Source organism: Paracoccus sp. MC1854 (genome assembly GCF_014164635.1).
GTDB lineage: Bacteria > Pseudomonadota > Alphaproteobacteria > Rhodobacterales > Rhodobacteraceae > Paracoccus.
On record NZ_JACJFU010000001.1, the window covers coordinates 373,900 to 396,401 of the forward strand.

Annotated in this window: 21 protein-coding genes, 1 tRNA gene and 1 riboswitch; of the genes, 6 read left to right on the top strand and 16 right to left on the bottom strand. The window is 69.4% G+C overall.

The features are described from left to right. Positions 1-2 precede the first annotated feature (2 nt). Positions 3-2,165, top strand: coding sequence for a glucans biosynthesis glucosyltransferase MdoH (mdoH, locus tag H5395_RS01735; RefSeq protein WP_255440451.1), 2,163 nt, complete (start codon positions 3-5; stop codon positions 2,163-2,165). After that, positions 2,162-3,277: an OpgC domain-containing protein gene (gene opgC, locus H5395_RS01740; RefSeq protein WP_182790771.1), complete on the top strand. Its 1,116-nt coding sequence runs from the start codon at positions 2,162-2,164 to the stop codon at positions 3,275-3,277. The genes mdoH and opgC overlap by 4 nt, the downstream gene beginning before the upstream one ends. Positions 3,278-3,290: 13 nt before the next feature. Here opgC and H5395_RS01745 read toward each other — a convergent pair. From H5395_RS01745 to H5395_RS01810, 14 genes are all read right to left on the bottom strand, one after another. Then, a tRNA-Ala gene (locus H5395_RS01745) sits at positions 3,291-3,366 on the bottom strand. Positions 3,367-3,415: 49 nt separating this feature from the next. Beyond that, a complete protein-coding gene (gene trxC / locus H5395_RS01750; RefSeq protein WP_182790772.1) occupies positions 3,416-3,853 on the bottom strand; it encodes a thioredoxin TrxC in 438 nt (145 codons plus the stop codon). Between the two features lie 6 nt (positions 3,854-3,859). Beyond that, the gene (locus H5395_RS01755) at positions 3,860-4,012 is read right to left on the bottom strand and encodes a hypothetical protein (protein ID WP_182790871.1); all 153 of its coding nucleotides are present in this window, start codon (positions 4,010-4,012) and stop codon (positions 3,860-3,862) included. Positions 4,013-4,080: 68 nt separating this feature from the next. Continuing rightward, positions 4,081-6,915 carry an aminomethyl-transferring glycine dehydrogenase gene (gene gcvP / locus H5395_RS01760; protein ID WP_182790773.1) on the bottom strand — a complete coding sequence of 945 codons (2,835 nt, stop codon included), beginning with the start codon at positions 6,913-6,915 and terminating at the stop codon, positions 4,081-4,083. Between the two features lie 335 nt (positions 6,916-7,250). Continuing rightward, positions 7,251-7,607: a glycine cleavage system protein GcvH gene (gene gcvH, locus H5395_RS01765; RefSeq protein ID WP_182790866.1), complete on the bottom strand. Its 357-nt coding sequence runs from the start codon at positions 7,605-7,607 to the stop codon at positions 7,251-7,253. A 10-nt stretch (positions 7,608-7,617) separates the two neighbouring features. Beyond that, entirely contained in the window at positions 7,618-8,718 is a 1,101-nt protein-coding gene (gcvT, locus tag H5395_RS01770) for a glycine cleavage system aminomethyltransferase GcvT (RefSeq protein WP_182790774.1), read from the bottom strand. Positions 8,719-8,842: 124 nt separating this feature from the next. After that, positions 8,843-8,930, bottom strand: a riboswitch (glycine riboswitch). Positions 8,931-8,997: 67 nt separating this feature from the next. Continuing rightward, on the bottom strand, positions 8,998-9,519 hold the full coding sequence (locus H5395_RS01775; protein ID WP_182790775.1) for a murein L,D-transpeptidase family protein: 522 nt from the start codon (positions 9,517-9,519) through the stop codon (positions 8,998-9,000). A 106-nt stretch (positions 9,520-9,625) separates the two neighbouring features. Continuing rightward, a complete protein-coding gene (locus H5395_RS01780; RefSeq protein ID WP_182790776.1) occupies positions 9,626-10,846 on the bottom strand; it encodes a class I SAM-dependent RNA methyltransferase in 1,221 nt (406 codons plus the stop codon). After that, entirely contained in the window at positions 10,843-12,696 is a 1,854-nt protein-coding gene (locus tag H5395_RS01785; RefSeq protein ID WP_370576337.1) for an ABC transporter ATP-binding protein, read from the bottom strand. The genes H5395_RS01780 and H5395_RS01785 overlap by 4 nt, the downstream gene beginning before the upstream one ends. Continuing rightward, positions 12,693-13,874 (bottom strand): CCA tRNA nucleotidyltransferase, encoded by a 1,182-nt coding sequence (locus tag H5395_RS01790; RefSeq protein ID WP_182790777.1) that lies wholly within the window; start codon positions 13,872-13,874, stop codon positions 12,693-12,695. The genes H5395_RS01785 and H5395_RS01790 overlap by 4 nt, the downstream gene beginning before the upstream one ends. Further along, positions 13,871-14,461: a CoA pyrophosphatase gene (locus H5395_RS01795; RefSeq protein ID WP_182790778.1), complete on the bottom strand. Its 591-nt coding sequence runs from the start codon at positions 14,459-14,461 to the stop codon at positions 13,871-13,873. Before H5395_RS01795 ends, H5395_RS01790 begins: the two co-directional genes overlap by 4 nt. Next, positions 14,461-15,486: an Hsp33 family molecular chaperone HslO gene (locus H5395_RS01800; RefSeq protein ID WP_182790779.1), complete on the bottom strand. Its 1,026-nt coding sequence runs from the start codon at positions 15,484-15,486 to the stop codon at positions 14,461-14,463. Before H5395_RS01800 ends, H5395_RS01795 begins: the two co-directional genes overlap by 1 nt. 83 nt (positions 15,487-15,569) lie before the next feature. Beyond that, positions 15,570-16,628 carry a ferrochelatase gene (gene hemH, locus H5395_RS01805; protein ID WP_182790780.1) on the bottom strand — a complete coding sequence of 353 codons (1,059 nt, stop codon included), beginning with the start codon at positions 16,626-16,628 and terminating at the stop codon, positions 15,570-15,572. Next, on the bottom strand, positions 16,625-17,464 hold the full coding sequence (locus H5395_RS01810; RefSeq protein WP_182790781.1) for an SAM-dependent methyltransferase: 840 nt from the start codon (positions 17,462-17,464) through the stop codon (positions 16,625-16,627). The genes hemH and H5395_RS01810 overlap by 4 nt, the downstream gene beginning before the upstream one ends. Here H5395_RS01810 and H5395_RS01815 point away from each other — a divergent pair. The 4 genes from H5395_RS01815 to H5395_RS01830 all read left to right on the top strand — a co-directional run bounded on the left by H5395_RS01815 (position 17,463) and on the right by H5395_RS01830 (position 20,796). Then, positions 17,463-18,239: a double zinc ribbon domain-containing protein gene (locus H5395_RS01815; protein WP_255440454.1), complete on the top strand. Its 777-nt coding sequence runs from the start codon at positions 17,463-17,465 to the stop codon at positions 18,237-18,239. The two genes, H5395_RS01810 and H5395_RS01815, sit on opposite strands and share 2 nt — an antisense overlap. Before the next feature lie 234 nt (positions 18,240-18,473). Further along, a complete protein-coding gene (gene arfB / locus H5395_RS01820) occupies positions 18,474-18,902 on the top strand; it encodes an alternative ribosome rescue aminoacyl-tRNA hydrolase ArfB (RefSeq protein WP_182790782.1) in 429 nt (142 codons plus the stop codon). Beyond that, complete coding sequence (locus tag H5395_RS01825) at positions 18,899-19,372, top strand: NUDIX hydrolase (RefSeq protein ID WP_182790783.1); 474 nt, start codon at positions 18,899-18,901, stop codon at positions 19,370-19,372. The genes arfB and H5395_RS01825 overlap by 4 nt, the downstream gene beginning before the upstream one ends. A gap of 8 nt (positions 19,373-19,380) precedes the next feature. Beyond that, entirely contained in the window at positions 19,381-20,796 is a 1,416-nt protein-coding gene (locus tag H5395_RS01830; RefSeq protein WP_182790784.1) for an inorganic phosphate transporter, read from the top strand. Between the two features lie 3 nt (positions 20,797-20,799). On the opposite strand, the gene H5395_RS01835 is transcribed toward H5395_RS01830, so the two are convergent. Both H5395_RS01835 and H5395_RS01840 read right to left on the bottom strand, forming a co-directional pair. Beyond that, positions 20,800-21,036 carry an Lrp/AsnC family transcriptional regulator gene (locus H5395_RS01835; RefSeq protein ID WP_182790785.1) on the bottom strand — a complete coding sequence of 79 codons (237 nt, stop codon included), beginning with the start codon at positions 21,034-21,036 and terminating at the stop codon, positions 20,800-20,802. A 33-nt stretch (positions 21,037-21,069) separates the two neighbouring features. Continuing rightward, entirely contained in the window at positions 21,070-22,443 is a 1,374-nt protein-coding gene (locus H5395_RS01840; RefSeq protein ID WP_182790786.1) for an MATE family efflux transporter, read from the bottom strand. Between the last annotated feature and the right edge of the window lie 59 nt (positions 22,444-22,502).

The window sequence follows — 22,502 nt, forward strand, 5'->3', positions numbered from 1 at the left end:
GGTTGGACCGCACCGATCCCCCGCTTCTGACCGGCACCGCGCGTCCGACCGGGACCACGCCCGCCTGCGCCCCGGTCGTGCCCGGGGCGCAGGCGGGCGGCTGGATCGGGCGGATGCCGCCAGTCCCGCCGGAAGCGCCGCTGGCGATGCCCCTGCAGGATTTCCGCGCGCCCCCGCCACCGGGACCACCGCGCCCGCCGGCCTCGGGCCGGGTGCTGGCTGCGCGGCTGCTGGCCTTCGGCGGGGCGGCCGCGATCACCGTCGCGGGATGCTGGCAGATGATGGTCGCCTTCGGAGCCAACATCCTGCCGCTGCAATGGGCGCTGCTGGCCTTCTTCACCCTGACCTTCGGCTGGGTCGGCTTCAGCTTCTGCTCGCTGCTGGCGGGGTTGATCGCTCGCGCGCCCGTCACGCCGGCGGACCCCGGTCGGGCGCGGGTCGCCATCCTGATGCCGATCTACCACGAGGACACGGCCGACAGCCTCGGGATGCTGGGCGCGCTGGCCGACGAGTTGGCGCAGGCCGGCATGGCTGACCGGGCCGAGATATTCGTGCTGTCCGACAGCCGCGACCCGGATGTCTTCGCCGCCGAGACGCTGGGCATCGCCGCGCTGCGCGACACCTGCCCCCTGCCCGTCTGGTATCGCAGGCGGACCGACAACACCGGCCGGAAGGCCGGCAACATCGCCGAGTTCGTCCGCCGCTGGGGCGGGCGCTATGACCAGATGGTGGTGCTGGACGCCGACAGCGTCGTCAGCGGCGAGGTCGTCCGCGCCATGAGCGCGCGGATGACGGCCGATCCTGCGCTGGCCCTGATCCAGACGATCCCGGTGCTGGTCGGGGGGCAGACGCTGTTTTCCCGCGTGATCCAGTTCGCGGGCCGCGTCTATGGCCCGCCCATCGCGCGGGGTGTCGCCGCATGGTCGGGCGACAACGGCAATTTCTGGGGCCACAACGCGATGATCCGCGTTCCGGCCTTCGCCGCCTGCTGCGGCTTGCCCGAGCTTCCGGGCGCGCCCCCCTGGGGCGGCACCGTCCTGTCGCATGACTTCGTCGAGGCCGCGCTGCTGCGGCGCGCGGGCTGGAAGGTCCGTCTGGACTGGGACCTGCGCGCCAGCTACGAAGGCTGCCCCCCCACCCTGCTGGACATGGCCGTGCGCGAACGCCGCTGGGCGCAGGGCAACCTGCAGCACCTGCGGCTGGTCGGCGCCCGCGGCTTCACCGCCATCAGCCGCGTCCATTTTGCCGTCGGCGTCCTCGGCTTCCTGATGAGTCCCGTCTGGCTGGCGATGATCCTCGTGGGCCTGGCGCTGACCGCCAACGTGATCCTGTCGCGACCCGAGTATTTCCCGCAGAGCTACCAGCTTTTCCCCGAATGGCCGACCTTCGACGCCCGCCGCATGGTCTGGCTGTTCGTCGCCGCGATGAGCCTGCTGCTGCTGCCCAAGTTCGTCGCCGTGGCACGGGCCTGGCAGCGGCCGCTGGCGGCCGCGGCGGGCGGCCGCTCACGCGTCCTGCTCAGCGCGCTGTTCGAAACCGTGATGTCGGCGCTGATCGCGCCCGTGCAGATGCTGATCCAGACGCGCCAGATCCTTGAAATCCTGCGGGGAAAAAACTCTGGCTGGGAAAGCCAGGTCCGCAAGGGCTCGATGCCGCCCTGGGGGCTGGTGCTGCGGCGGCACGGCATCCATGTCGTCTCGGGCCTGGTCACGCTGGTGGTCGCGGTGTCGCTGTCGCCGGGGCTGGCGATCTGGCTGTCACCGATCCTCGCCGGGCTGATCCTGTCGCCGGCCATCTCGCGCTGGACCGCCTCGCCGGTCTTCGGCCGCTGGGCGCGGATGGCCGGGCTGCTGGTCACGCCCGAGGAACGGGTGCCGCCGCCCGTCATCGCCGCCAGCACCGCCCATGTCCGCCGCCTGCGCCCGGCGGTCGGGGACACGCCGCTGCTGGGCCGCGACCCGCGCGCCCGCGCCCGTCACATCGCACTGCTGCCGCCCGTGCCCGACGCGCCAGCGGCCGAGCGTCTGCCCGCCATCGCCGCCGAGGCCAAGATCGCCGCCGCCGCCTCGCAGGCCGAGGCACTGGCCTTCCTCGACCGCCCCGAGCGTGCCGCCCTGCTGTCGGACCCGCGCCTTCTGGACCGCTGGGCCGCGCTGCCAAAATGAGCCGGATCGTTTCGCTGGACATGCTGCGCGGCTACGCGCTGGTCTGCATCATGCTGAACCACATGCCGGTGGGCGTACTGCGGCAGTTCACCCTGACCAACTTCGCCGTCTACGACGCGGCCGAGCTGTTCGTGCTTCTGTCGGGTTTCCTTGTGGGCCTTGTCTGGATGAAGGTCGAGCGCGCCGAAGGCCGGCTGGCCGCGCAATGGCGCTTTGCCCGTCGCGCCGGACAGGTCTGGCTGGCGCTGGTCCTCGGCGGCATCCTGCTGGCGCTGCTGTCACGCGGGCTGCTGGAACTGGGTTTCCGCCACACCGCGATCTGGAACGAATACGCCCGCTGGATCATCGAGGTGCCCGTTGGCTATATCGCAACGCTGGCGCTGATGTGGCTGCAGCCGAACCTGCTGGACGTGCTGGCCCTTTACGTCATCGTCCTGGCCTTGGCACCGATGCTGGTGCCGCTGATGCTGCGCTGGCCGGTCGCGTTCTTCGTCGGCTCGGCGGCGATCTGGCTGATGGCCGTGCCGCTGAACGCCGCCCTGCCCAACCACCGGGTCGAGGGCGGGCTGCTGTTCAACCCCTTCGGCTGGCAGCTTGTGTTCCACACGGGCGTGGCGATGGGGGCCTTCCGCCACCGCTTCATGCCGGTCCTGCGCCGCCATGGCCGCTGGCTCACCGCCATCTCGGTGGCGATCACGCTTTATTCGCTGGCGATGGTCACGCTGTGGCGCCTTGGTCCCGAGGGCAAGCGATTGGCCGACATCATGTGGCACGCGGTGGGCAGCGTGGACAAATGGTCGCTGGATTGGGTGCGCTATGTGGCGATCATGGCGGCAAGCTGGCTGGTCGCGGTGCCGCTGTCGGACCTGTTCGCCTGGGCGGCGGGGACGGCCCCGGGTCGGGCGCTGGGGACGATCGGCAAGGGCGGGCTGGTGGCCTTTGTCGCCTGCGTGCTGCTGTCGGTCCTGGGCGACGCCATGGCGCTGAGCCTGCCCAAGGGCGCGGCGCGGCTGGGCGTGGACCTGTGGACCATCGCGGCGCTGTGGCTGACCGCGCATCTGTGGCTGCGCGAAAAGGCCCGCCGCATGGAACGACGCATCAAGGCAGGCTGATTTCCTAGTGTTCTGGTGGAGCCGAGGGGAATCGAACCCCTGGCCTCGTCATTGCGAACGACGCGCTCTACCAACTGAGCTACGGCCCCACAGGCGGGCTATTTGACGGGTCGTCCGGGGGTTGTCAAGCGCCCGCGTTCACCCCGCCGCAATCTGTTCCCGGACCCATTCCGTCAGTTGCGCCGCCGGCCTTGCGCCGGCCAGCCGCGCCCGCTCTCGCCCGTTCTGGAACAGGATGAAGGCCGGGATGCTGCGGATGTTCCAGCGCGCCGTGGCGTCGGGATGGGACTGGGTGTCGATCTTGGCCAGCCGCGCGGTGCCCTGCAGCAGGACTGCCGCCTTCTCGAACTCGGGCGCCATCATCCTGCAGGGGCCGCACCACGGCGCCCAGCAATCCACCAGCAGCGGCAGGTCGTCGGTGCGGGCGGCCTTTTCAAGCATGGCGAAGTCGAGCGAAACTGGCTTGGCCGGCAGCAGGCCCGCCCCGCAGACGCCGCATTTGGGAGCGGCAGACAGCCGCTCGCGCGGGGTGCGGTTGACCTGACCGCAGCTCAGGCATGTCAGCTTCAGCGCCATGGGCGATCAGAAGATGCCGACGACATAAAGCAGGATGATGACCACGACAGGGATGCCGAGAAACCAGGCGATGATGCCCTTCATGAGGTATTTTCCTTTCGGTTCATGACTCTGGGCAAACGTCCCGACAGGGATGCGGTTCCTGCGGGGTGATGGCACCGGCCATCCCGGCAGAAGAAAGCCGCGCCATGCAGGCGCGGCTTCTGCGATCAGAGGATCGGACCGGCCTATTCCGCTGCTTCGGCATAGGCTTCCAAGGGCGGGCAGGTGCAGATCAGGTTGCGGTCACCATAGGCGTTGTCCACCCGCCCGACCGGAGGCCAGTATTTGTCCACCCGGAAGGCGCCGGGCGGGAAGCAGCCCTGCTCGCGCGAATAGGCGCGGTCCCATTCGGCGACCAGGTCCTCGACCGTGTGGGGGGCGTGGCGCAGGGGGCTGGCTTCAGCGCTGATACGGCCCTCGGCGACCTCGGTGATCTCGTCCCGGATCGCCAGCATGGCGGTGATGAAGCGGTCGATCTCGGCCTTGGTCTCGGACTCGGTCGGTTCCACCATCAGCGTGCCTGCCACGGGCCAACTCATGGTCGGCGCATGGAAGCCGTTGTCGATCAGACGCTTGGCGATGTCGTCCACGGTCACGCCATGCTCGGCGAAGACGCGGGTGTCCACGATGCATTCATGCGCGACGCGGCCACGGTTGCCCATGAACAGGATCGGGTAGGCCCCCGCCAGCCGCGAGGCGATGTAGTTCGCGTTCAGGATCGCCACGCGGGTCGCCTGCGTCAGCCCCGCGCCCCCCATCATGCGGATATAGGCCCACGAGATCAGCAAGATCGAGGCCGACCCCCAGGGCGCGGCCGAGACCGCCCCCGCCCCCTCGCGCGGATCGGCCGGCAGGTAGGGCGCCAGATGCTCCTTGACGCCGATGGGCCCCATGCCGGGGCCACCGCCGCCATGCGGGATGGCGAAGGTCTTGTGCAGGTTCAGGTGGCTCACGTCGCCGCCGATCTCGCCGGGCTTCACCAGCCCCACCAGCGCGTTCAGGTTGGCGCCGTCGATATAGACCTGCCCGCCATGTTCATGGGTGATGCGGCAGACGTCACGCACGGTGTCCTCGAAGACGCCATGCGTGGACGGATAGGTGATCATCACCGCTGCCAGCTTGTTGCCGGCCTTCGCAGCCTTGTCGGCGAAATCCTCAAGGTCGATGTCGCCATTGGGCGCCGATTTCACCACCACAACCTTCATCCCGCACATCTGCGCGCTGGCCGGGTTGGTGCCATGCGCCGACACCGGGATCAGGCAGATGTCGCGGTCCTCTCCGTTCGCCTTGTGATAGGCGGCGATGGTCAGCAGCCCCGCATATTCCCCTTGCGCGCCCGAGTTCGGCTGCAGCGAGAAGGCGTCATAGCCGGTGATCTCGCACAGCTTGTTGGTCAGGTCGGCGAACATCCGGTGATAGCCGGCGGCCTGCGCCTCGGGGGCGAAGGGGTGCAGCATCCCGAACTCGGGCCAAGTCAGCGGCATCATCTCGGCCGCCGCGTTCAGCTTCATCGTGCAGGACCCCAGCGGGATCATCGCCCGGTCAAGCGCCAGGTCGCGGTCCGACAGGCGGCGCATGTAGCGCATCATCTCGGATTCTGCCCGGTTCATGTGGAAGACCGGATGGGTCAGGTAGTCGCTTTCCCGCAGCAGGTCGTCGGGGATGGCCGGTCCCGTTGCGGGCTCGGCCATTTCGGTGATCCCGAAGGCATCCAGCACCCGCGCGATCACGCCCGCATCCGTCGTCTCGTCCACGCTGATGCCGACGCGGTCGCGGCCGACGCGGCGCAGGTTGATCCCGCGCTGCTCGGCGGCGGCGAGGATGCCCATCTGGCCGACACCCACCCGCACGGTGAAGGTGTCGAAGAAGGCGTCCGTCTCGACCTCGGCCCCGGCCGACCTTAGGGCATTCGCCAGCGTGACCGCGTTCAGGTGCACCCGTTGCGCGATCGCCTTGAGGCCCACCGGCCCGTGAAACACCGCATAGAAGGACGCCATCACAGCCAGCAGCGCCTGCGCTGTGCAGACGTTGGACGTGGCCTTCTCGCGCCGGATATGCTGTTCGCGCGTCTGCAGGGCCAGACGGTAAGCCTGCCGCCCCGCCGCGTCGATGGAAACGCCGACGATGCGGCCCGGCATCGCCCGCTTCATCTCGTCGCGGCAGGACATGAAGCCCGCGTGCGGGCCGCCATAGCCCATCGGCACGCCGAAACGCTGGGCCGAGCCCACGCAGATATCCGCGCCCATTGCGGCGGGTTCCTTAAGCAGGCACAGCGCCAGCAGGTCGGTTGCAGCCACCGCAACCGCGCCCGCCTTGTGCAGCGCCTTGCAGTGCGGGGTGAGGTCGCGGACATGGCCGAAGGTGCCGGGATACTGGAAGATCGCGCCGAAAACCTGCGCCGGATCGCAGTCATCGGGCTTGCCGCGGATGATCTCGATCCCCAGCGGCTCGGCCCGCGTCTCGATCACGCTGATCGTCTGAGGATGCAGGTTCTCGCTGACGAAGAAAGCCTTGGCCTTCGACTTGGCAAGCCGCTGCGCCATGGCCATCGCCTCGGCGGCGGCCGTCGCCTCGTCCAGCAGCGAGGCGTTCGCCACCGGCAGCCCCGTCAGGTCGGCCACCATCGTCTGGTAGTTCAGCAACGCCTCGAGCCGCCCCTGCGAGATCTCGGGCTGATAGGGCGTGTAGGCGGTGTACCAGGCCGGGTTTTCCAGGATGTTGCGCTGGATCGCAGGAGGCGTGACGGTCCCGTAATAGCCCTGCCCGATCAGACTGGTCATCACTTTGTTCTGGCTCGCGACCTCGCGCATCATCGCCAGCAGCTCGCGCTCGGACAGCGCCGGCCAGTCCAGCGATCCGTCCTGCCGGATCGCTTCCGGCACGGTCTGCTCGATCAGTTGGTCAAGACTGTCCACGCCCACCACCTTCAGCATCTCCTCCATCTCGGCGGGCGAAGGGCCGATATGACGGCGGTTGGCGAAATCATCGGGGTTGTAGGAGGTCGGGTTCCAGCGGGTCATGCGTTCTGTTTCATCCTAGACGCTCGGTGACCAACAAAGAAATCTCACCAGCGTCTGTTATGGCGAGATCCTGAAAGCGAAACACTCCCACATAGCCGTCACGCGTTAGATCCGACGCGCTGACGTCATGTTGAATCACTACAGCATCGTGGGTCCGCAATGCGGCTGTGAGGCGCATATATTCTTTCCCGCCGAGACACTTAGGATCGTAGGAGTCACGATAATAGGGACGTGAGCGCTGCCAGATTGAGTTATGCAGGACGGCGAGTTCGCGTCCTTCTACTTCAGCCGTCCAGCCACCGCGCCGACCTAATATCCGAGCGCGTTTATACATTTCAGCCGATCAGTTCCTGATAGGCGGCCTCGTCCATGAAGCCGTCCAGCGACGTGCCGTCCGCCGGCTTGACGCGGAAAAACCAGGCCGCCATCGCGTCCGAGTTCACGTCGCCCGGCGCATCGGCCAGCGCCTCGTTGACGGCGGTGATGGTGCCCGCGACCGGGGACACGATGTCGGACGCCGCCTTGACCGATTCGATCACCACGATCTCCTCGCCGACCTCGACCTCGCGGCCGACCTCGGGCAGCTCGATGAAGACCACGTCGCCCAGTTGCTCGCTGGCATGGGCGGTGATGCCGATGACAAGCTCATCGCCCTCGGCGCGCAGCCATTCGTGTTCGGGGGTGTATTTCAGCATGAGCGCCTCAGCGTTTGTAGGTGGGTTGAACGAATGGCATGGGCGCGACCGTTGCCGGCAGGCGCTTGCCGCGCAGTTCGGCGTAAACGGTGGTGCCCTCGGCAATCCCGGCGGCCAGCGTCGCCATCGCAATGGGCACCCCGGCCGAGGGGCCGAAGCCACCCGAGGTGATGCGCCCTACAGGTTCGCCGCCTTCGGGACCGGCGTAGATCGGGGTGCCCTCGCGCATGGGCGCGCGGCCTTCGGGGCGCAACCCGCGGCGGATATGCGCGGCCTTTCCCAGTTCGGGCAGGATCTTGTCGGCGCCCGGAAAGCCGCCCGCGCGCGCTCCGCCCGCGCGGCGGACCTTGGGGATCGACCAGCCGAGGCCCGCCTGCGCGGGCGACACCGTGGCATCCATGTCGTTGCCGTAAAGCGGCAACCCCGCCTCAAGCCGCAGCGAATCGCGGGCGCCGAGGCCGATGGGGACCACGCCTTCCTGCGCCAGCAGGGCGCGGGCGAAGTCCAGGGCGCGTTCGGCGGGGATGCTGATCTCGAACCCGTCCTCGCCGGTATAGCCCGAGCGGCTGACCCACAGCACCTCGCTCTCCCATTGCAGATCGACCGAATCCATGAAGCGCAAATCGGCCACGCCCGGCACCAGCGCGGCTAGCGCCCGCTCGGCCCCTGGTCCCTGCAGCGCCAGAAGGGCGCGGTCGGTCACGACCTCGGGCGCCAGCCCGGCCTCGGTCATGTGGGTGATGTCCGCTTCCGCACGGGATGCGTTGACGACCAGCAGCAGGTGGTCGCCCTTGCCCGCGATCATCAGGTCGTCAAGGATGCCGCCATCCTCATTGGTGAACAGCCCGTAACGCTGCCGCCCCGGCGCAAGGCCGATGATGTCGGCAGGCACCAGGCGTTCCAGCGCCTTCGCCGCGCCCTCGCCGCGCAGGATCACCTGCCCCATGTGGCTGACGTCGAACAGCCCGGCGGCCTTGCGGGTGTGCAGGTGCTCGCCCATCACCCCCATGGGATACTGGACCGGCATCTCCCATCCGGCGTAAGGCACCATCCGGGCACCGAGTTCGGTATGCAGGTCGTAAAGCGGCGTGCGGCGCAGTTCGGTCATGGCATCTCCCCTTGGCGGCGTGCGGCCGCGTGTCGATGCCCCCTCTGTCCCTGCCCCGCCGGGGCGCCTGAGATCGTTATCCTTCGGCGGGCCATCCCTGCGGACAGCCACTCTTCAGAGTTTTATGCGGACGCGGTCTTTCTGCCTGAGAGTTTACCGGGGCGGTTGCTCCTTCGGCCCTGGCCTGCGCCAGCGTCTCCCGTCGTCCGCGACTTTGGTAGCAGCCGACCCGGCAGTCTGGCAAGGGCCTTGGCGCGACCTGCCCCGGCCACGCGATCGTCAAGGATAGATCACGACCGGAACGCCGGGGCGGACCATCGAGAAGATTTCCTCGATCTCCCGATCGTTCACCGCGATGCAGCCTGCGGTCCAGTCACGCGCCGTGGCCTTGTTGCCATTAGGGCCGCGGCCGTGGATCATGATATCACCTCCGGGCTGCTGACCCAGCATCATCGCTCGCGCCTTGTCGGTCGGGTCAGGATAGGAAATCCCCAGCGACAGATGATAGGCGCTGTTGGGGTTCTGACGGTTGATGTAGTAGATGCCCTCGGGTGTGCGGCCGTCGCCTTCGTACATCTTGTGGCCGATGGGCTGGAAGCCCAGCCCGATGTCATAAGCCTTCAGCACCGTGCTGCCGCTGAGCAGGAACATCTGCCGGTCGCCCTTTTCGACCACGATCTGGGTCACGGGCGGGCCGCTGTAGCTGCGGAACTTGCTGACAGGTTGCTTGGCGCCGCCACCGCAGGCTGTCAGCAAGACAAGCGCGGTCAGCGCAACAAAATTGCGGATAGTCGAGATCATCACTGCCCCAGAATCGCTTATTTGCGTTTTCTTGATCCAGAGTTACCACAACCGGCGGTTTTCCGCCAACTGCCAGCAATGACGATCCTCGGCATTTTTCTTCGCGCTATTGCGTAAAAGTCGCAATCAGTTCGACATGGGGCGACCAGCGGAACTGGTCCACGACCTCGATCCGGCCCAGGCTGTAGCCGCCCTCGACCATGGTCCTGGCGTCGCGAGCGAAACTCACGGGATCGCAGCTGATCCAGGCCACGGCCGGCACCCGCGACTGGGCCAGCGCGGCGGCCTGCGCCGCCGCCCCTGCACGCGGCGGATCGATCACGACGGCGTCGAATCGCGCAAGTTCATCCGGCAGCAGCGGCCTGCGGGCGAGGTCGCGAACCTCGGTCGTCACGCGGCGCAGCCCCGGTGCGGCCCTCCAGCCCGCGTCCAGCGCGGCAAGGGGCGCGGCGAGCCCCTCGACCGCATGGACATCGGCGGTTTCGGCCAGCGGCAGGGTGAAGGTTCCCGCGCCGGCGAACAGGTCGGCGATCCGCGGCGCCGGGCCGACGATCCGGCGCGCAGCGGTCAGCAACGCGGCTTCGCCTTCCGCCGTCGCCTGCAGGAACCCGCCCGGCGGCGGCACCACCTGCGCCCGCCCGAAGGGAATCGCCGGAGGCCGCGCCACGATTGCCTCGCCATTCCAGTCGAGCCGCGCCCAAGCCGCCGCGTTCATCAGCGCCGCGAGATCCGACAACAGCCCCGGTGTCATCGGTTTGCCGCCTGTCACCGCGACGTCCAGCCCCGCCGCAGTCTCGGTCACCACCAGCGACAGCTCACCGGCGCGCGAGCCGCCAAGGCTCACCATCCGCCGCAGGTCGGGCAGCGCGGCCAGGATCGCGGGCCGGACCACGAGGCACTCGGCCACATCCACGATCACGTCCGAGGCGCGCTGGTGGAACCCGATCAGCGCCCCCGCCTTCGTCCGCCGCCCCGACAGCACCGCCCGGCGGCGCGACCGCGGCGGAGAGGTATGCACCGCCGCGATCTCGGCCGTGATCCCCTGCGCGGCCAGCGCATTCCGCACCACCTGCGCCTTCCATCCGGCCACGAAGCCGTCGCTCGCATGCATCAGCGAACAGCCGCCGCAGACCTTGTAATGCGGGCACGGCGCTTTCACCCGATCCGCCGAGGGCGTCACGATCCGCGGCCGGGCAATGCGCCCCGCCTTGGCCTCGCCCTCGATCTGCTCGCCCGGCAGCGTCAGGGGCGCGAGCGCGCGTTCGTCCCCGCGCAGCGCCACGCCGTCGCCGCGCCGCCCCAGCCGCTCGACCGTCCAGTGGGTCATTCGGCGGCCTGCGCCTCCTCGGGCTCGGTCCCCAGGAAGCCGCCCGACTGGCGGTTCCAGTAGCGGGCATAAAGGCCGCCCCTCGCCAGCAGTTCGGCGTGTCGCCCCTGCTCGACGATGCGGCCATCGTCCATGACCACGATCCGGTCCATCTCGGCGATGGTGGACAGGCGGTGCGCGATGGCCAGCACGGTCTTGCCCTGCATGATCCGGTGCAGCGATTCCTGCACCTGCGCCTCGACCTCGCTGTCAAGTGCGCTGGTGGCCTCGTCCAGCACCAGGATCGGTGCGTCCTTGACGAAGGCGCGGGCCAGCGCGATCCGCTGCCGCTGCCCGCCCGAGAGCTTCACCCCCCGCTCGCCCAGATGCGCGTCATAGCCCTTGCGGCCTGCCGAATCCTGCAGGCCCAGGATGAAGTCATGCGCCTCGGCGGCCCTGGCGGCGGCGACCATCTCCTCCTCCGAGGCGCCCGGTCGGCCATAAAGGATGTTGTCGCGCGCCGAGCGGTTGAACAGCGCCGTATCCTGCGTGACCATGCCGATGTTCTGGCGCAAGGACTGCTGGGTGACGCGGCGCACGTCCTGGCCGTCCACCAGGACCGCACCCTTCTCGACGTCGTAAAGCCGCAACAGCAGCGAAACCAGCGTGGACTTGCCCGCGCCCGAGGCCCCGACGATGCCGATCCGCTCGCCCGGCGCGATCCGCAGCGACAGATCCCCGATGCCCCCTTCCTCGCGGCCATAGGCGAAGCTGATCCCGTCGAAGACGACCTCCCCGCGCAGCCGGCCCAGGTCCACCGCGTCGGGCGCATCGACCAGGCTGTGCGGCGGCGACAGCGTCTGCATCCCGTCCTCGACCTCGCCGATGGATCCCCAGATGCCCATCAGCGCCATGCTGACCCAGCCGGTCATCTGCGCCAGCCGCATGGCGATGGCGCCGGATGCCGCCACGTCTCCGGGCGTGGCCTGCCCCTGCTGCCACATCATCACCGCGCCGCCGACAAGCACCACCGGCAGGATGCCTGACACGATGGTCAGCGATAGCCGGAACCAGGTGTTCAGCCGGCCGAAGTCGATGGCGCGGTCGCGAAAGGTCTCCATCGCGCCAAGGGCCGCTTGGTCCTCGTATTCGGCGCTGGCGAACAGCTTGACGGTCTTGATGTTGGTGATCGTATCGACGACCTGCCCGGTGATCATGGCCCGCGCGCTGGCGCGTCCCTTGGACTGCGCCCGCACGCGCGGCAGGAAAAAGCGGATCAGCGCCAGATAGACCCCGAGCCAGACGACCAGCGCAAGCGCGGCCCAGGCGTCGATCGTCACCAGGAAGATGGCCGAGCCCAGCACCGCCGACAGGGCGAAGGTGCCGGTGTTGACCATCTCGCTGGCCACATCGGTGACGGCCCGGGCGGTCTGCATCTGCTTCTGCGCGATGCGCCCGGCGAAGTCGTTGTCGAAGAAGGTGACGGCATGGCCCATCGTCCAGCGGTGCAGGCGCGACAGCACCAGCGGCAGGATGTTCGGGCCGATGATGACGTTCGAGGACGCCGCCGACAGGCCCATGATGGCAGGCCGCAGGACCAGGAAGAACCCGGCGAAAGCGGCGATCAGCCAGCCGTGATCGACCAGCGTCCGCCCCCCCGACTGCGCCACCGCATCCACGACCAGTCCCAGCAGCGTGGCCGAGGCGACCTCGGCCGCGCCCGACAGAGCCGAGGCGAAGGCCGCGACCCCCAAGCCCCCCCAGGCGCCCGACAGCGCCCAGCGGAAGAAGGCCAGCAGTGTGCGCGGCGGCGGCCCGTCGGCCGGCCGGAATGCGTCGATCAGCCGCTCGAAGGTCTGGTGCAGCATCATGGGCCTTCTCCTGCCAGAAGCGCGATGTCCACCAGCGCGGGCGCAGGCATCAGGAAACCACCCTCGATCCATGCGGCCTCGGCCGCGCGCAGCCCGCGTCCCAGCGCCGGCCCCGACAGCCGATCCGACAGGTCGGCGGCGGAAATCGGCAGCACCTGCCCCGCGGCGAAGGCGATCTGCTCGCGCCAGTCCTGGCGCAATTCCTCGTTCCGCGAAGCCCGCAGCACCGCCAACTGCTCCGCACGCCCGGCCCCCAGCCGATAGGCCGCCTCGGCCAGCGGCAGATCAGAGCGCAACTCCTCCTGCACCCTTGCCTCAGCGCGTGAAAGACGCAGCGCATCCACCGCGTCAGCCGCTGCAAGAGCCGCAAGCCGCAGCTCCCAGTCCTTCTTTCTGGTTGAAATACCCTCGGGGGTGCGGGGGCAGACAGTCCCCGCTTCGACGGCGATCATTGCAGCAAGCCCCTCGGACCCTGCGCCCGGCAGGACCTGCGCAAGAACACCGGCCTGCTCCATCAGCCGCACGGCCTCCAGCGGATCGGCAGCGGACAGGAGCTTCCGCATCTCGGCCCCGATCCGCTCGCGCGAGATGCGGGCAAGCCCCCCGGCATGGCGGGCGCAGGCCGCCAGCGCCTCGGGGTCCGCCGCACCGGGGCGACCGTAACGGGCATGGAAGCGGAAGAAGCGCAGGATGCGAAGATAATCCTCGGTGATGCGCTCGTCCGGGTCGCCCACGAAGCGGACGCGCCGGGCAGCAAGGTCGGGCAGTCCGCCGACAGGGTCCAGCACCTGGCCCGAAGCCTCGGCGTAAAGCGCGTTCATGGTGAAATCGCGCCGCGCCGCGTCCTCCTCGATCCGGTCGGAGAAGGCAACGACCGCGCGCCGTCCGTCCGTTTCTACGTCGCGGCGGAAGGTCGTGACCTCGAAGCCGCGCCCGTCAGCGACCACGGTGATCGTGCCATGCTCGATCCCCGTGGGCACGGGTTTCAGCCCCGCGGCCCTCGCCAGGTCCACCACCCTTTCAGGTCGCGCATCGGTCGCGATGTCGATGTCGTCCACCGGCTCGTCCAGCAGCGCGTTGCGGACCGCGCCGCCGACAACCAGCGCCCGGTGCGGGGCCAGCGCCGCCAGCACGCGCCCCAGCGAGGGGTCCGCCGTGATCGCCTCGGGCAGCCTCATGTGGAGAGCCTTTTTGCCAGCGCCAGCAGCACCCGCGCCGTTGCGCCCCAGATGTAATAGGGACCGCAGGGCGCGACGTGATAGGACCGCCAGCCGCCACGCCAAAGCCGCCGCTCCAGCCGGTAGTTCGTCGGATCGGCGATGTGGGCGAAGGGGACGGTAAAGGCCTCCTCGACCTCGCCTGCCTCGGGCACCGGGGTAAAAGGCCCCCGGATCATTGCCAGAACGGGCGTCATGGCAAAGCCGGTGACGGTGCGATGTGGCGGCAGCACCCCCAGCACCTCCACCTGCGCGGGGTCCAGCCCCACCTCCTCGCGCGCCTCGCGCAACGCGGCGGCGACCTCATCCGCGTCGCCCGGATCGACCTTGCCGCCCGGCAGGGCGATCTGGCCGGGATGGTGGCGCAGCCCGCTCGCCCGCTTGGTCAGCAGCAGGCGTCCGTCCTCGTGGAAGGCGGCCAGCACGCCCGCAGGCCGCGCCTCAAGCCCCGGCGGGACAGAACCGTTCTGGTCGAAGTCCGAGGTCGCCCCGGCGGGCACATCGAGCGCCCGCTTGAGTCTTTCACGCACCTCGGCCGCCTGCAGCATCAGCGGCCTTCCTCCGACGCCTCGGCGGGCAGGGCATTGCCCTCGGCGTCCACCGTGGCCTCGAAGCCCAGCGAGGCGGGGTCGAATTCGTAATGCGCGCCGCAGAACTGGCAGTCGGCGGTGACGGTGCCCTCGTCCGTCGTCATGTGGCGGATGTCCTTGGCCGAATAGATCGACAGCGTCCCCCGCACCCGGTCGGCCGAGCAGGAACAGCCGAACTCGACCCGCTGGGGGTCGAAGACGCGCGGCGTTTCCTCGTGGAACAGGCGCACCAGCAGGTCCGTGGGCGCGACGGACGGCCCGATCAACTCGATCGGTTCCACCGTGGACAAAAGGTGGTTGGCGCGGTTCCAGTCCTCGGATTCTACGCCCTGCAGGATGTCGGCGGCCTCGATCAGCCCATGCTCGCCCGAGCCGCCCTTGCCCGCGTCCATCGGCTGCGCCGGCAGGGTCTGCAGCATGACCCCGCCCGCGCGCCAGCGTTCCGCATCCCCCGCCATCCGGCTTTGCCCGTAGGACAGGGTGAAGCTGGACGGAATCTGCTCGGACTGGGCGAAATAGGTCCCCGCGCAGGACGACAGCGACCCGCCCGACAGCGGCGTGATCCCCTGATAGGGCAGGTTGCCCGCCCCCTGGTCGATCAGGATGGCGAAATAGCCCTCTCCGATCTGCTCGAAGGGCGGGCGATCGTCCAGCCGCTCCGCGTCGAAGCTGGCCCAGGCGCGGATGCGCGCGGGACCGCCATCGGACGACGGCGCGTAGTAGTCGGCGGCGATGGTGCGGACGGCGCCGTTGCCGCGCACCTGGATCGACAGCTTCCAGCGCAGCTTGATGGTCGGCCCGATCAGCGCGGCCAGCAGCGCAACCTCGGCCACCAGCGCCGCGACCGGCGCAGAGTAATTGTGGCGCGACAGGATATGTTCCAGCACACCGTCCAGACGGGCCACGCGGCCACGCACGCCGGAGCGGTCAAGCTGGAAGGGCAGAACGGTATCGTCCCAGGCGATCTGGTTGATGGTGGTCATGGTGGCCTTTCGGAAATCTGCGCGCCAAAAGTGCGGCGCGGCGTTGCTTGCCGATATAGGCAGGCCCGCGCCGCAACCCAAGGTCAGGCCCAGCCGGCCATGTTCTCTGCGATCACCTCGGTCAGCACGGCGATATGGGCGTCGTCATCGTTCAGGCAGGGGATGTAGGTGAAGCCCTTGCCGCCCGCGTGTTCGAAGGCTTCGCGGATCTCGCCGTTGATCTCCTCCAAAGTCTCTATGCAGTCGGCGCTGAAGGCCGGAGAGATCACGGCGATGTCGGCGATGCCGCGTTTGGCCAAGTCCGCCACATGCTCGACAGTATAGGGCCGCAGCCATTCCTCGGACCCGAAGACCGACTGGAAGGTGGTGTCGATGGAGTCCTCGGGCCAGCCGAGCCGCTCGCGCAGCAGGCGCGAGGTCTTCTGGCACTGGCAATGATAGGGGTCGCCTTCCAGCAGGTAGCGCTTCGGCATCCCGTGATAGGATGCCACCAGCTTCTGCGGGCGTCGGCCCTGAAGCGTGCGCTCGACCGACTGCGCGAGTGCGTCGATATAGTCGGGACGGTCGAAATAGGGCGGGCAGATGCGGGCCGAGGGCTGCCATTTCTGCGTCATCAGCGCGCGGAAGAACTGGTCGTTCGCCGAGGCCCAGGTCGAGCCCGCATATTGCGGATACATCGGCAGAAAGACGATGCGGTCGCAGCCCGCCCTGACCATCCCGTCCACCACCGACCGGGTCGAGGGATTGCCGTAGCGCATGCAGAAATCGACGATCACGCGGTCGCCCCAGCGTTCGGCGCAGGTCTGGCGCAGCTTGGCCACCTTGGCCTTGGTGATCGTCAGCAGCGGGCTTTCATTCGCCTCGTTGTTCCAGATGGAACGGTAGTTCGCCCCCGAGGTGAAGGGCCGCTTCGAAAGGATGATCCCCTGCAAAAGCGGCTGCCATTTCCATTTCGGATAGTCGATCACCCGCTGGTCGGACAGGAATTCGCTGAGATAGCGCCGCATCGACCAGTAGTCGTGGCCGTCGGGGGTGCCAAGGTTGGCGACGAGGATGCCGATCTTCGGCTGCGGCAAGGCGGGATGGTCTGCGGGGGCGTGGCGCGGCTGGCTCGGGTCTTGGGGGCGGGCGTGCTGGTTCATGGGGTCCTCTGGCTGAGCGCCGCGGCAAGGCTGGTTCGGGCCGAGCCGGGGCGCAATGGTTTCGGCTGGTTGTCGGCGGGCGCCCATCCGGTCAGGAAGATCAGGTCCAGCCCCAGCCGGATGCGGCCGGGATCCTGCGGGTCGGGGGCGGTTTCGGCAAGGATCTGCGCCGCGCGCCGCAGGATCGTGCGGCGGGTCGGATGGCGCAGGCGGCGGTCGAGCGCGTTGGTTTCCCCCATCGCGCGCAGGTCGCGGGCAAGGTGGAGAAAGTCGCGGTAGCTGACGGCTTGCGTGATCTGGTCGGCCACCGGCAGGGCCAGCCCCGCCCGCGTCACCAGTGCGCCGAGGTCGCGGATTTCGCCGAAAGGGGCGATGCGGGGGGAAAGGCCGCCGGTCACCTCGACCTCGGCCTGCGCCAAGGCGGCGCGCAGGGGGGCAAGCGTCCCAGCCCCCGGCAGCACGGCGATAAAAAGGCCATCTGGAACCAGCGCGCGGGCCGACTGGATCAACTGGCCCACCGGATCGTCGGCCCAGTGCAGCGCCAGCGCGTGGATCACGAGATCGTGCTGACCGGGCTGAAGCGCCAGCACCGGCTCGTCCCCCACGACACGGGCCTCAGGCATGGCGGCGGTCCAGAAAGCGGGATTTCCGGTCACCACGGCAGGTGCCGTAAACGTCCTGTTAATCTCTGACAGCCTATCCTCGATCTCGCCCTGCACCAGCGCGTGCAGCCAGTCCTCGCGCCCGATGCGGGCCGCGCGGGCGCGGTTGCGCGAAAGCGCGGTGCGGTCGGTCAGGCGCGGCGGGCCGTCGAAGTCAGGGGGAGAAGCGGACATGGGACTGCAACTTAGGTCGTTCGGCTCGGTGATGAAAGCGGGGCGGGCGATTCTGTTCCCGCCGCAGTGCCTCGACTGCGGGGCGGGCGTGGCCGAGGACGGGGCGCTCTGCCCCGATTGCTGGCGCGAGGCCGAGTTCATCGGCGCCTGCCATTGCGAGTGCTGCGGCATCCCCCTGCCCGGCGACGGCGGCGAGGAGGCGGGACTTGCCTGCGACGAATGCCTGTCCGTGGCCCGGCCATGGGACAGGGGCCGCGCGGCGGTGGTCTATGCGGGCAGCGGGCGCAGGCTGGTGCTGGCCCTGAAGCATGGCGACCGGCCCGATCTGGCGCCCTCGCTGGGGCGGTGGCTGGCTGCGGCAGCGGGGCCTCTGCTGCGGCCGGACATGCTGGTGGTGCCGGTGCCGCTGCATCCGCGCCGGATGATGGCGCGAAAATACAACCAGTCGGCGTTGCTGGCGGCGGCGGTGGCGCGGGCGCACGGGCTGCGGCTTGAGGCTGCGGCACTGCGCCGCACCCGGCACACGCCGATGCAGGACTACGGCTCGGTCGCCGACCGCTTCGCCAATGTCGAGGGCGCGGTTGAGGTGGCGGCGCGGGTCCGGCTGCGGCTGGAAGGCAGGCCGGTGCTGCTGATCGACGACGTGATGGCCTCGGGCGCGACGCTGGGGGCGGCCGCTTCGGCGCTTGCGGCGGCGGGCGCGGGGCCGGTGTCGGTCGCGGTGCTGGCACGGGCGGTCAAGGGCGGAAGCGCGTCGGCTTCGCAGGCAGCATGATCGGGGCCGAGGGCCTGCTTCCACGCTGGCGCAGCCTCCCGCATGGGTTCCATTTCCGGCGCCTGCAAGCCTGACAGTCACGACAAGGAAAGAGAAAGCCGCGATCACCCTGCAAGAAGAAACCCCGCCCGGTGCCCCCGCAGGCTGCCGATTCGCCCCGCAAGGTCACGGAAGTTCGCCTGAATCACCCTTTCGCCCCTTTTCATCCCGGTCCCGGATTTGCATCTTTCATCCATGCTGCGGATCAACGACACCATCACCATCGCCGATTGGGAACTGTTCGAGCAGTTCACGCGCGCACAGGGACCCGGGGGACAGAACGTCAACAAGGTCTCGACCGCCGTCGAGCTTCGCTTCGAGGCCGAGCGCTCGCCTCACCTGCCCGCTCCCGTCAAGACGCGGCTGCGGCGGCTTGCGGGCCGGCGCTGGACCGGGGATGGCGCCATCCTTATCCAGGTGCAGGACACCCGCAGCCAGGCCCGCAACCGCGAAATCGCGCGCGAACGGCTGGCCGACCTGATCCGCTCGGCCCTGGCCGCGCCCCGCCCCCGCATCGCCACCCGCCCGACGCTGGGCAGCCAGCGCCGCAGGCTTGCCGCCAAGGCCCAGCGGGGCACCATCAAGGCGCTGCGCGGCCCTGCCGGCACGGCGGAGGACGGATGAAGGACCTGCGCCGCAGGCTCGCCCGGTTTCTCGGCGCCCGCACGCCCCGGCTGCAGGCCGGGGCGATCTGCCGCGATCCGGCGACGGGCAAGGTGCTGCTGATCACCAGCCGCGACACCGGCCGCTGGATCATCCCCAAGGGATGGCCCATGCCCGGCCGCACCCTGGCGCAGGCCGCCCTGCAGGAGGCGTGGGAGGAAGCGGGCGTCCACGCCCATGCGGCCGAGGATCTGGGCATCTATCACTATGACAAGGCGCATGACCGCGGATTCGCCATCCCGGTCGAGGTCAGGGTGTTCCTTGTCCCCGTCGAGGCGCTGGCCGATTGCTGGCCCGAACAGCCGCAGCGCACCCGGCGCTGGTTCGCCCCTGAAAAGGCGGCCGGGCTGGTGTCCGAGGCCGAGCTTGCCGCCTTGCTGTCCACGCTTGCGCCCCGCCGCCCGGCCGCGCCCTTTTCCACGCGCGCCTGAGGGCGCGGATGGCCGAGTTCCGAATTCTCGACAAGGATCTGGACCGGGTCGCGAATGCCGAAAGCGCGGGGCTTCACTCGACGCGCGCCGTCTTCCGGCTGGGCCTTGCGCTGACCTTCGCGGCGGTGGTCGCGATCGTCGGGACGCTGGCGGGCGCCGCCCTGTCGGGCATGCTGGTTGCGGGGATGCTCGTGGCGACCTTCCTGGCGCTGTCCATCGGGGCCAATGACGTGGCGAATGCGCTGGGCCCGCCGGTCGGCGCGGGCGCGATCTCGATGAGCGCGGGCCTCATCCTCGTGGCGCTGGCCGAGATCGCGGGCGCCATGCTGGCCGGAGGACGTGTCACCGAAACACTGACCACGGGCATCCTGCCCGCCGACCTGATGCATCAGGGAACCGAGCCTGCCACCGTCATGCTGGCCGCGATGCTGGCCGCCGCCATCTGGATCACGCTGGCGACCTGGGCGGGGGCGCCGGTCAGCACCACTCATGCCGTCGTGGGCGGCATCTCGGGCGCGGGACTGGTCGTCTTCGGACCGGGGGCGCTGCAATGGCGCGGGCTGGCCGGGATCGCGACCGCATGGATTGCCGCGCCCATCGTCGCGGCGCTGGCGGGGGCGGCGCTGCTGGCCGTGCTGCGCCGGGCGATCCACCGCGCGCCGGACCGCGCCCGCGCGGCCGCGCGCCTGCTGCCATGGGTCGTGGGCTGCATCGCCGCCGTGCTGACCCTCAACGCCCTTTCGCTCAGCGGCGTCGGCGCACCCGTCGTCCTTGGCGCGACCTTCGCGGTCAGCGCCGCGTCCGTCGTCTTCGCCCGCATCCGCATGGCGGACGAGATCGCGGCCGGGCATCCCGGCCGGCAGATGCTCGACCGGATGCTCGGACCGCCGCTGGTGCTGGGGGCGATCCTGATGGGATTCAGCCACGGCTCGAACGACGTGGCCAACATCGTGGCGCCGCTTGCAGTGCTGGGGCGGTCCACCGAGCTGTGGCCGCAGGCCGAGCCGACCTCGATCCGGCTGCTGGCGCTGGGCGGCGCCGGGATCGCGGTGGGCGCGCTGCTGTTCGGCCGGCGGCTCGTCCACATGGTCGGCAGCCGGATTACCCGGCTGAACACCGCCCGCGCGCTTTGCGTATCGTTGGCGACCTCGCTGACGGTGCTGGCCGCGACGCGGCTGGGAATGCCGGTGTCCACCACCCATGTCGCGGTGGGCGGCGTCTTCGGCGTCGGCTTCTACCGCGAATGGGAGGAGCGCCGCTTCCGCAGCGCCCGGACCCGCGCCCGCAAGCCGCTGCCACCCGAGGAACTGCGCCGCCTTCAACTGGTGCGCCGCGCCGCCGTCCTGCGGACGCTGGCCGCCTGGGTCGTGACGCTGCCCGCTGCCGGGGTCTTGGCCGCGACCCTTGCCTGGATGATCGGCTGAGCCTCAGAAGGCGCGGAAGGTCATCGTCGTCAGCGTCCGGTTGATGCCGGGAATGTCGAACAGCCGTTCGGACAGGTAATGGCCCACGTCCTCATCCTCGGGGACATAGACCTTGGCCAGCAGGTCGTATTCGCCCGAGGTCGAGTAAAGCTCGCTCACCACCTCCCGGTCGTAGATGGCGTCGGCGACCTCGTAGGTCTTGCCGGGGGTGCAGCGGAACTGGACGAAGACGGGACGCATGGGAACCTCTCGAAGGCAGGGGCGCGGGCCAGTCTAGCGGGCTTGCGGCGCGCGGGCCAGAGCGGCGCCCTGTGCCCCCGCCCAGCGCCAGAACCGCGTCATCAGCAGCGCGGCCGCGGCGGTCAGCCCGACCAGCAGTCCCAGCCACAGCCCCGGCGGCCCCATCCCCAGCGGAAAGGCCAGCAGCCAGCCGGCAGGCAGGCCGATCAGCCAGTAGCTGACAACCGCCAGCACCATCGGCACACGCGTGTCCTGCACCCCGCGCAGCAGCCCCAGCGCGATGGCCTGCATGGCGTCGGCCAGCTGGAACAGCCCCGCGTAAAGCATCAGCGAGGCCGCCAGCGCCACGATCACCGGCGCCCTCGGGTCGGCGGGGTTGAGGTAAAGCCCGGTCAGCGCCTCGGGGATCGTCAGGAAAGCGGCCATCGGGACCAGCGCAAAGCCCGCCGACAGCAGGATCGCCGCCAGCGCCGCCAGGCGCAGCCCCTGCGGGTCCCCCGCCCCGTGCGCCGATCCCACCCGGATCGTCGCCGCATTGGAAATGCCCAGATGCACCATGAAGGTCAGACCCGCGATCTGCAGGGCGATGCCATGGGCGGCCAGTGGCTCGGCCCCGAACCAGCCCATCAGGACGTTGGCGCCGGTGAACATCCCCGTTTCCGCCACCAGCGTCAGCCCGATCGGCAGGCCCAGCGCGAAGACGGACCGGAACGCCGCCCAGTCCGGCCGCCACAACCGCTGGAACAGGTGATAGGGTCGCCCCTCGGGCACCCAGGCGGCACAAGCCGCCAGCGCGGCAAGCTGCATCCAGTTGACCGAAAGGCTGGCGATCCCCGAGCCGCGCACGCCCAGTTCCGGCAGCCCCCATTCCCCGAAGATCAGCAGCCAGTTGAACAGCGCATTGATCGGCAGCCCGATCAGGTTGACGACAAGCGCCAGGTTCGGTCGCCCCAGCGCCGCGAGATAGCTGTTCAGCACCATCCCCGCCAGCACCGCGGGCATCGCGGGGATCATCGCCCGCAGCCATTCCTGCCCCAGCGCAGCGATCCGAGGCTCCTGCCCCAAGGCAGAGAGGATCGGCCCCGACCACCACAGAAGCGGCACGATCAGCAGGGAATGGAGGACCGACAGCCACAGCGCCATCCGCGTGGCCCGCCGCACCTCGACCGCGTCGCCGCGAGCGCGCGCGCTGGCGATCACCCCCATGACGCCCAAGGCATAGCCCGACCCGAGCATCGTCAGGATGAAGAAATACGAGGTCGCCAGCACCAGCGCCGCCAGCTCATCGACGCCGTAGCGGCCGATCAGCACGGTGTCCGTCACCCCGATCAGCATCCGGCTGACATGGGTGCCCACCAGCGGCAGGCCGAGAAGGAAGGTGGCGGTCAGATGCGGGCGCAGGCTCATGCCTCGCCCGTTATCCGCATTCGGGCTTCACGGGAAGCCCACCGACCCGAAGGCGGACC

Coding starts and splice junctions, on each gene's coding strand:
- H5395_RS01780 (WP_182790776.1), bottom strand. CDS start 10,846: ATGACCCACTGGACGGTCGAGCGGCTGGGGCGGCGCGGCGACGGCGTG.
- opgC (WP_182790771.1), top strand. CDS start 2,162: ATGAGCCGGATCGTTTCGCTGGACATGCTGCGCGGCTACGCGCTGGTC.
- H5395_RS01835 (WP_182790785.1), bottom strand. CDS start 21,036: ATGCGTCCCGTCTTCGTCCAGTTCCGCTGCACCCCCGGCAAGACCTAC.
- H5395_RS01830 (WP_182790784.1), top strand. CDS start 19,381: ATGGCCGAGTTCCGAATTCTCGACAAGGATCTGGACCGGGTCGCGAAT.
- H5395_RS01800 (WP_182790779.1), bottom strand. CDS start 15,486: ATGACCACCATCAACCAGATCGCCTGGGACGATACCGTTCTGCCCTTC.
- H5395_RS01785 (WP_370576337.1), bottom strand. CDS start 12,696: ATGATGCTGCACCAGACCTTCGAGCGGCTGATCGACGCATTCCGGCCG.
- gcvP (WP_182790773.1), bottom strand. CDS start 6,915: ATGACCCGCTGGAACCCGACCTCCTACAACCCCGATGATTTCGCCAAC.
- H5395_RS01825 (WP_182790783.1), top strand. CDS start 18,899: ATGAAGGACCTGCGCCGCAGGCTCGCCCGGTTTCTCGGCGCCCGCACG.
- H5395_RS01810 (WP_182790781.1), bottom strand. CDS start 17,464: ATGTCCGCTTCTCCCCCTGACTTCGACGGCCCGCCGCGCCTGACCGAC.
- trxC (WP_182790772.1), bottom strand. CDS start 3,853: ATGGCGCTGAAGCTGACATGCCTGAGCTGCGGTCAGGTCAACCGCACC.
- H5395_RS01790 (WP_182790777.1), bottom strand. CDS start 13,874: ATGAGGCTGCCCGAGGCGATCACGGCGGACCCCTCGCTGGGGCGCGTG.
- H5395_RS01795 (WP_182790778.1), bottom strand. CDS start 14,461: ATGCTGCAGGCGGCCGAGGTGCGTGAAAGACTCAAGCGGGCGCTCGAT.
- H5395_RS01840 (WP_182790786.1), bottom strand. CDS start 22,443: ATGAGCCTGCGCCCGCATCTGACCGCCACCTTCCTTCTCGGCCTGCCG.
- H5395_RS01775 (WP_182790775.1), bottom strand. CDS start 9,519: ATGATCTCGACTATCCGCAATTTTGTTGCGCTGACCGCGCTTGTCTTG.
- gcvT (WP_182790774.1), bottom strand. CDS start 8,718: ATGACCGAACTGCGCCGCACGCCGCTTTACGACCTGCATACCGAACTC.
- H5395_RS01815 (WP_255440454.1), top strand. CDS start 17,463: ATGGGACTGCAACTTAGGTCGTTCGGCTCGGTGATGAAAGCGGGGCGG.
- hemH (WP_182790780.1), bottom strand. CDS start 16,628: ATGAACCAGCACGCCCGCCCCCAAGACCCGAGCCAGCCGCGCCACGCC.
- arfB (WP_182790782.1), top strand. CDS start 18,474: ATGCTGCGGATCAACGACACCATCACCATCGCCGATTGGGAACTGTTC.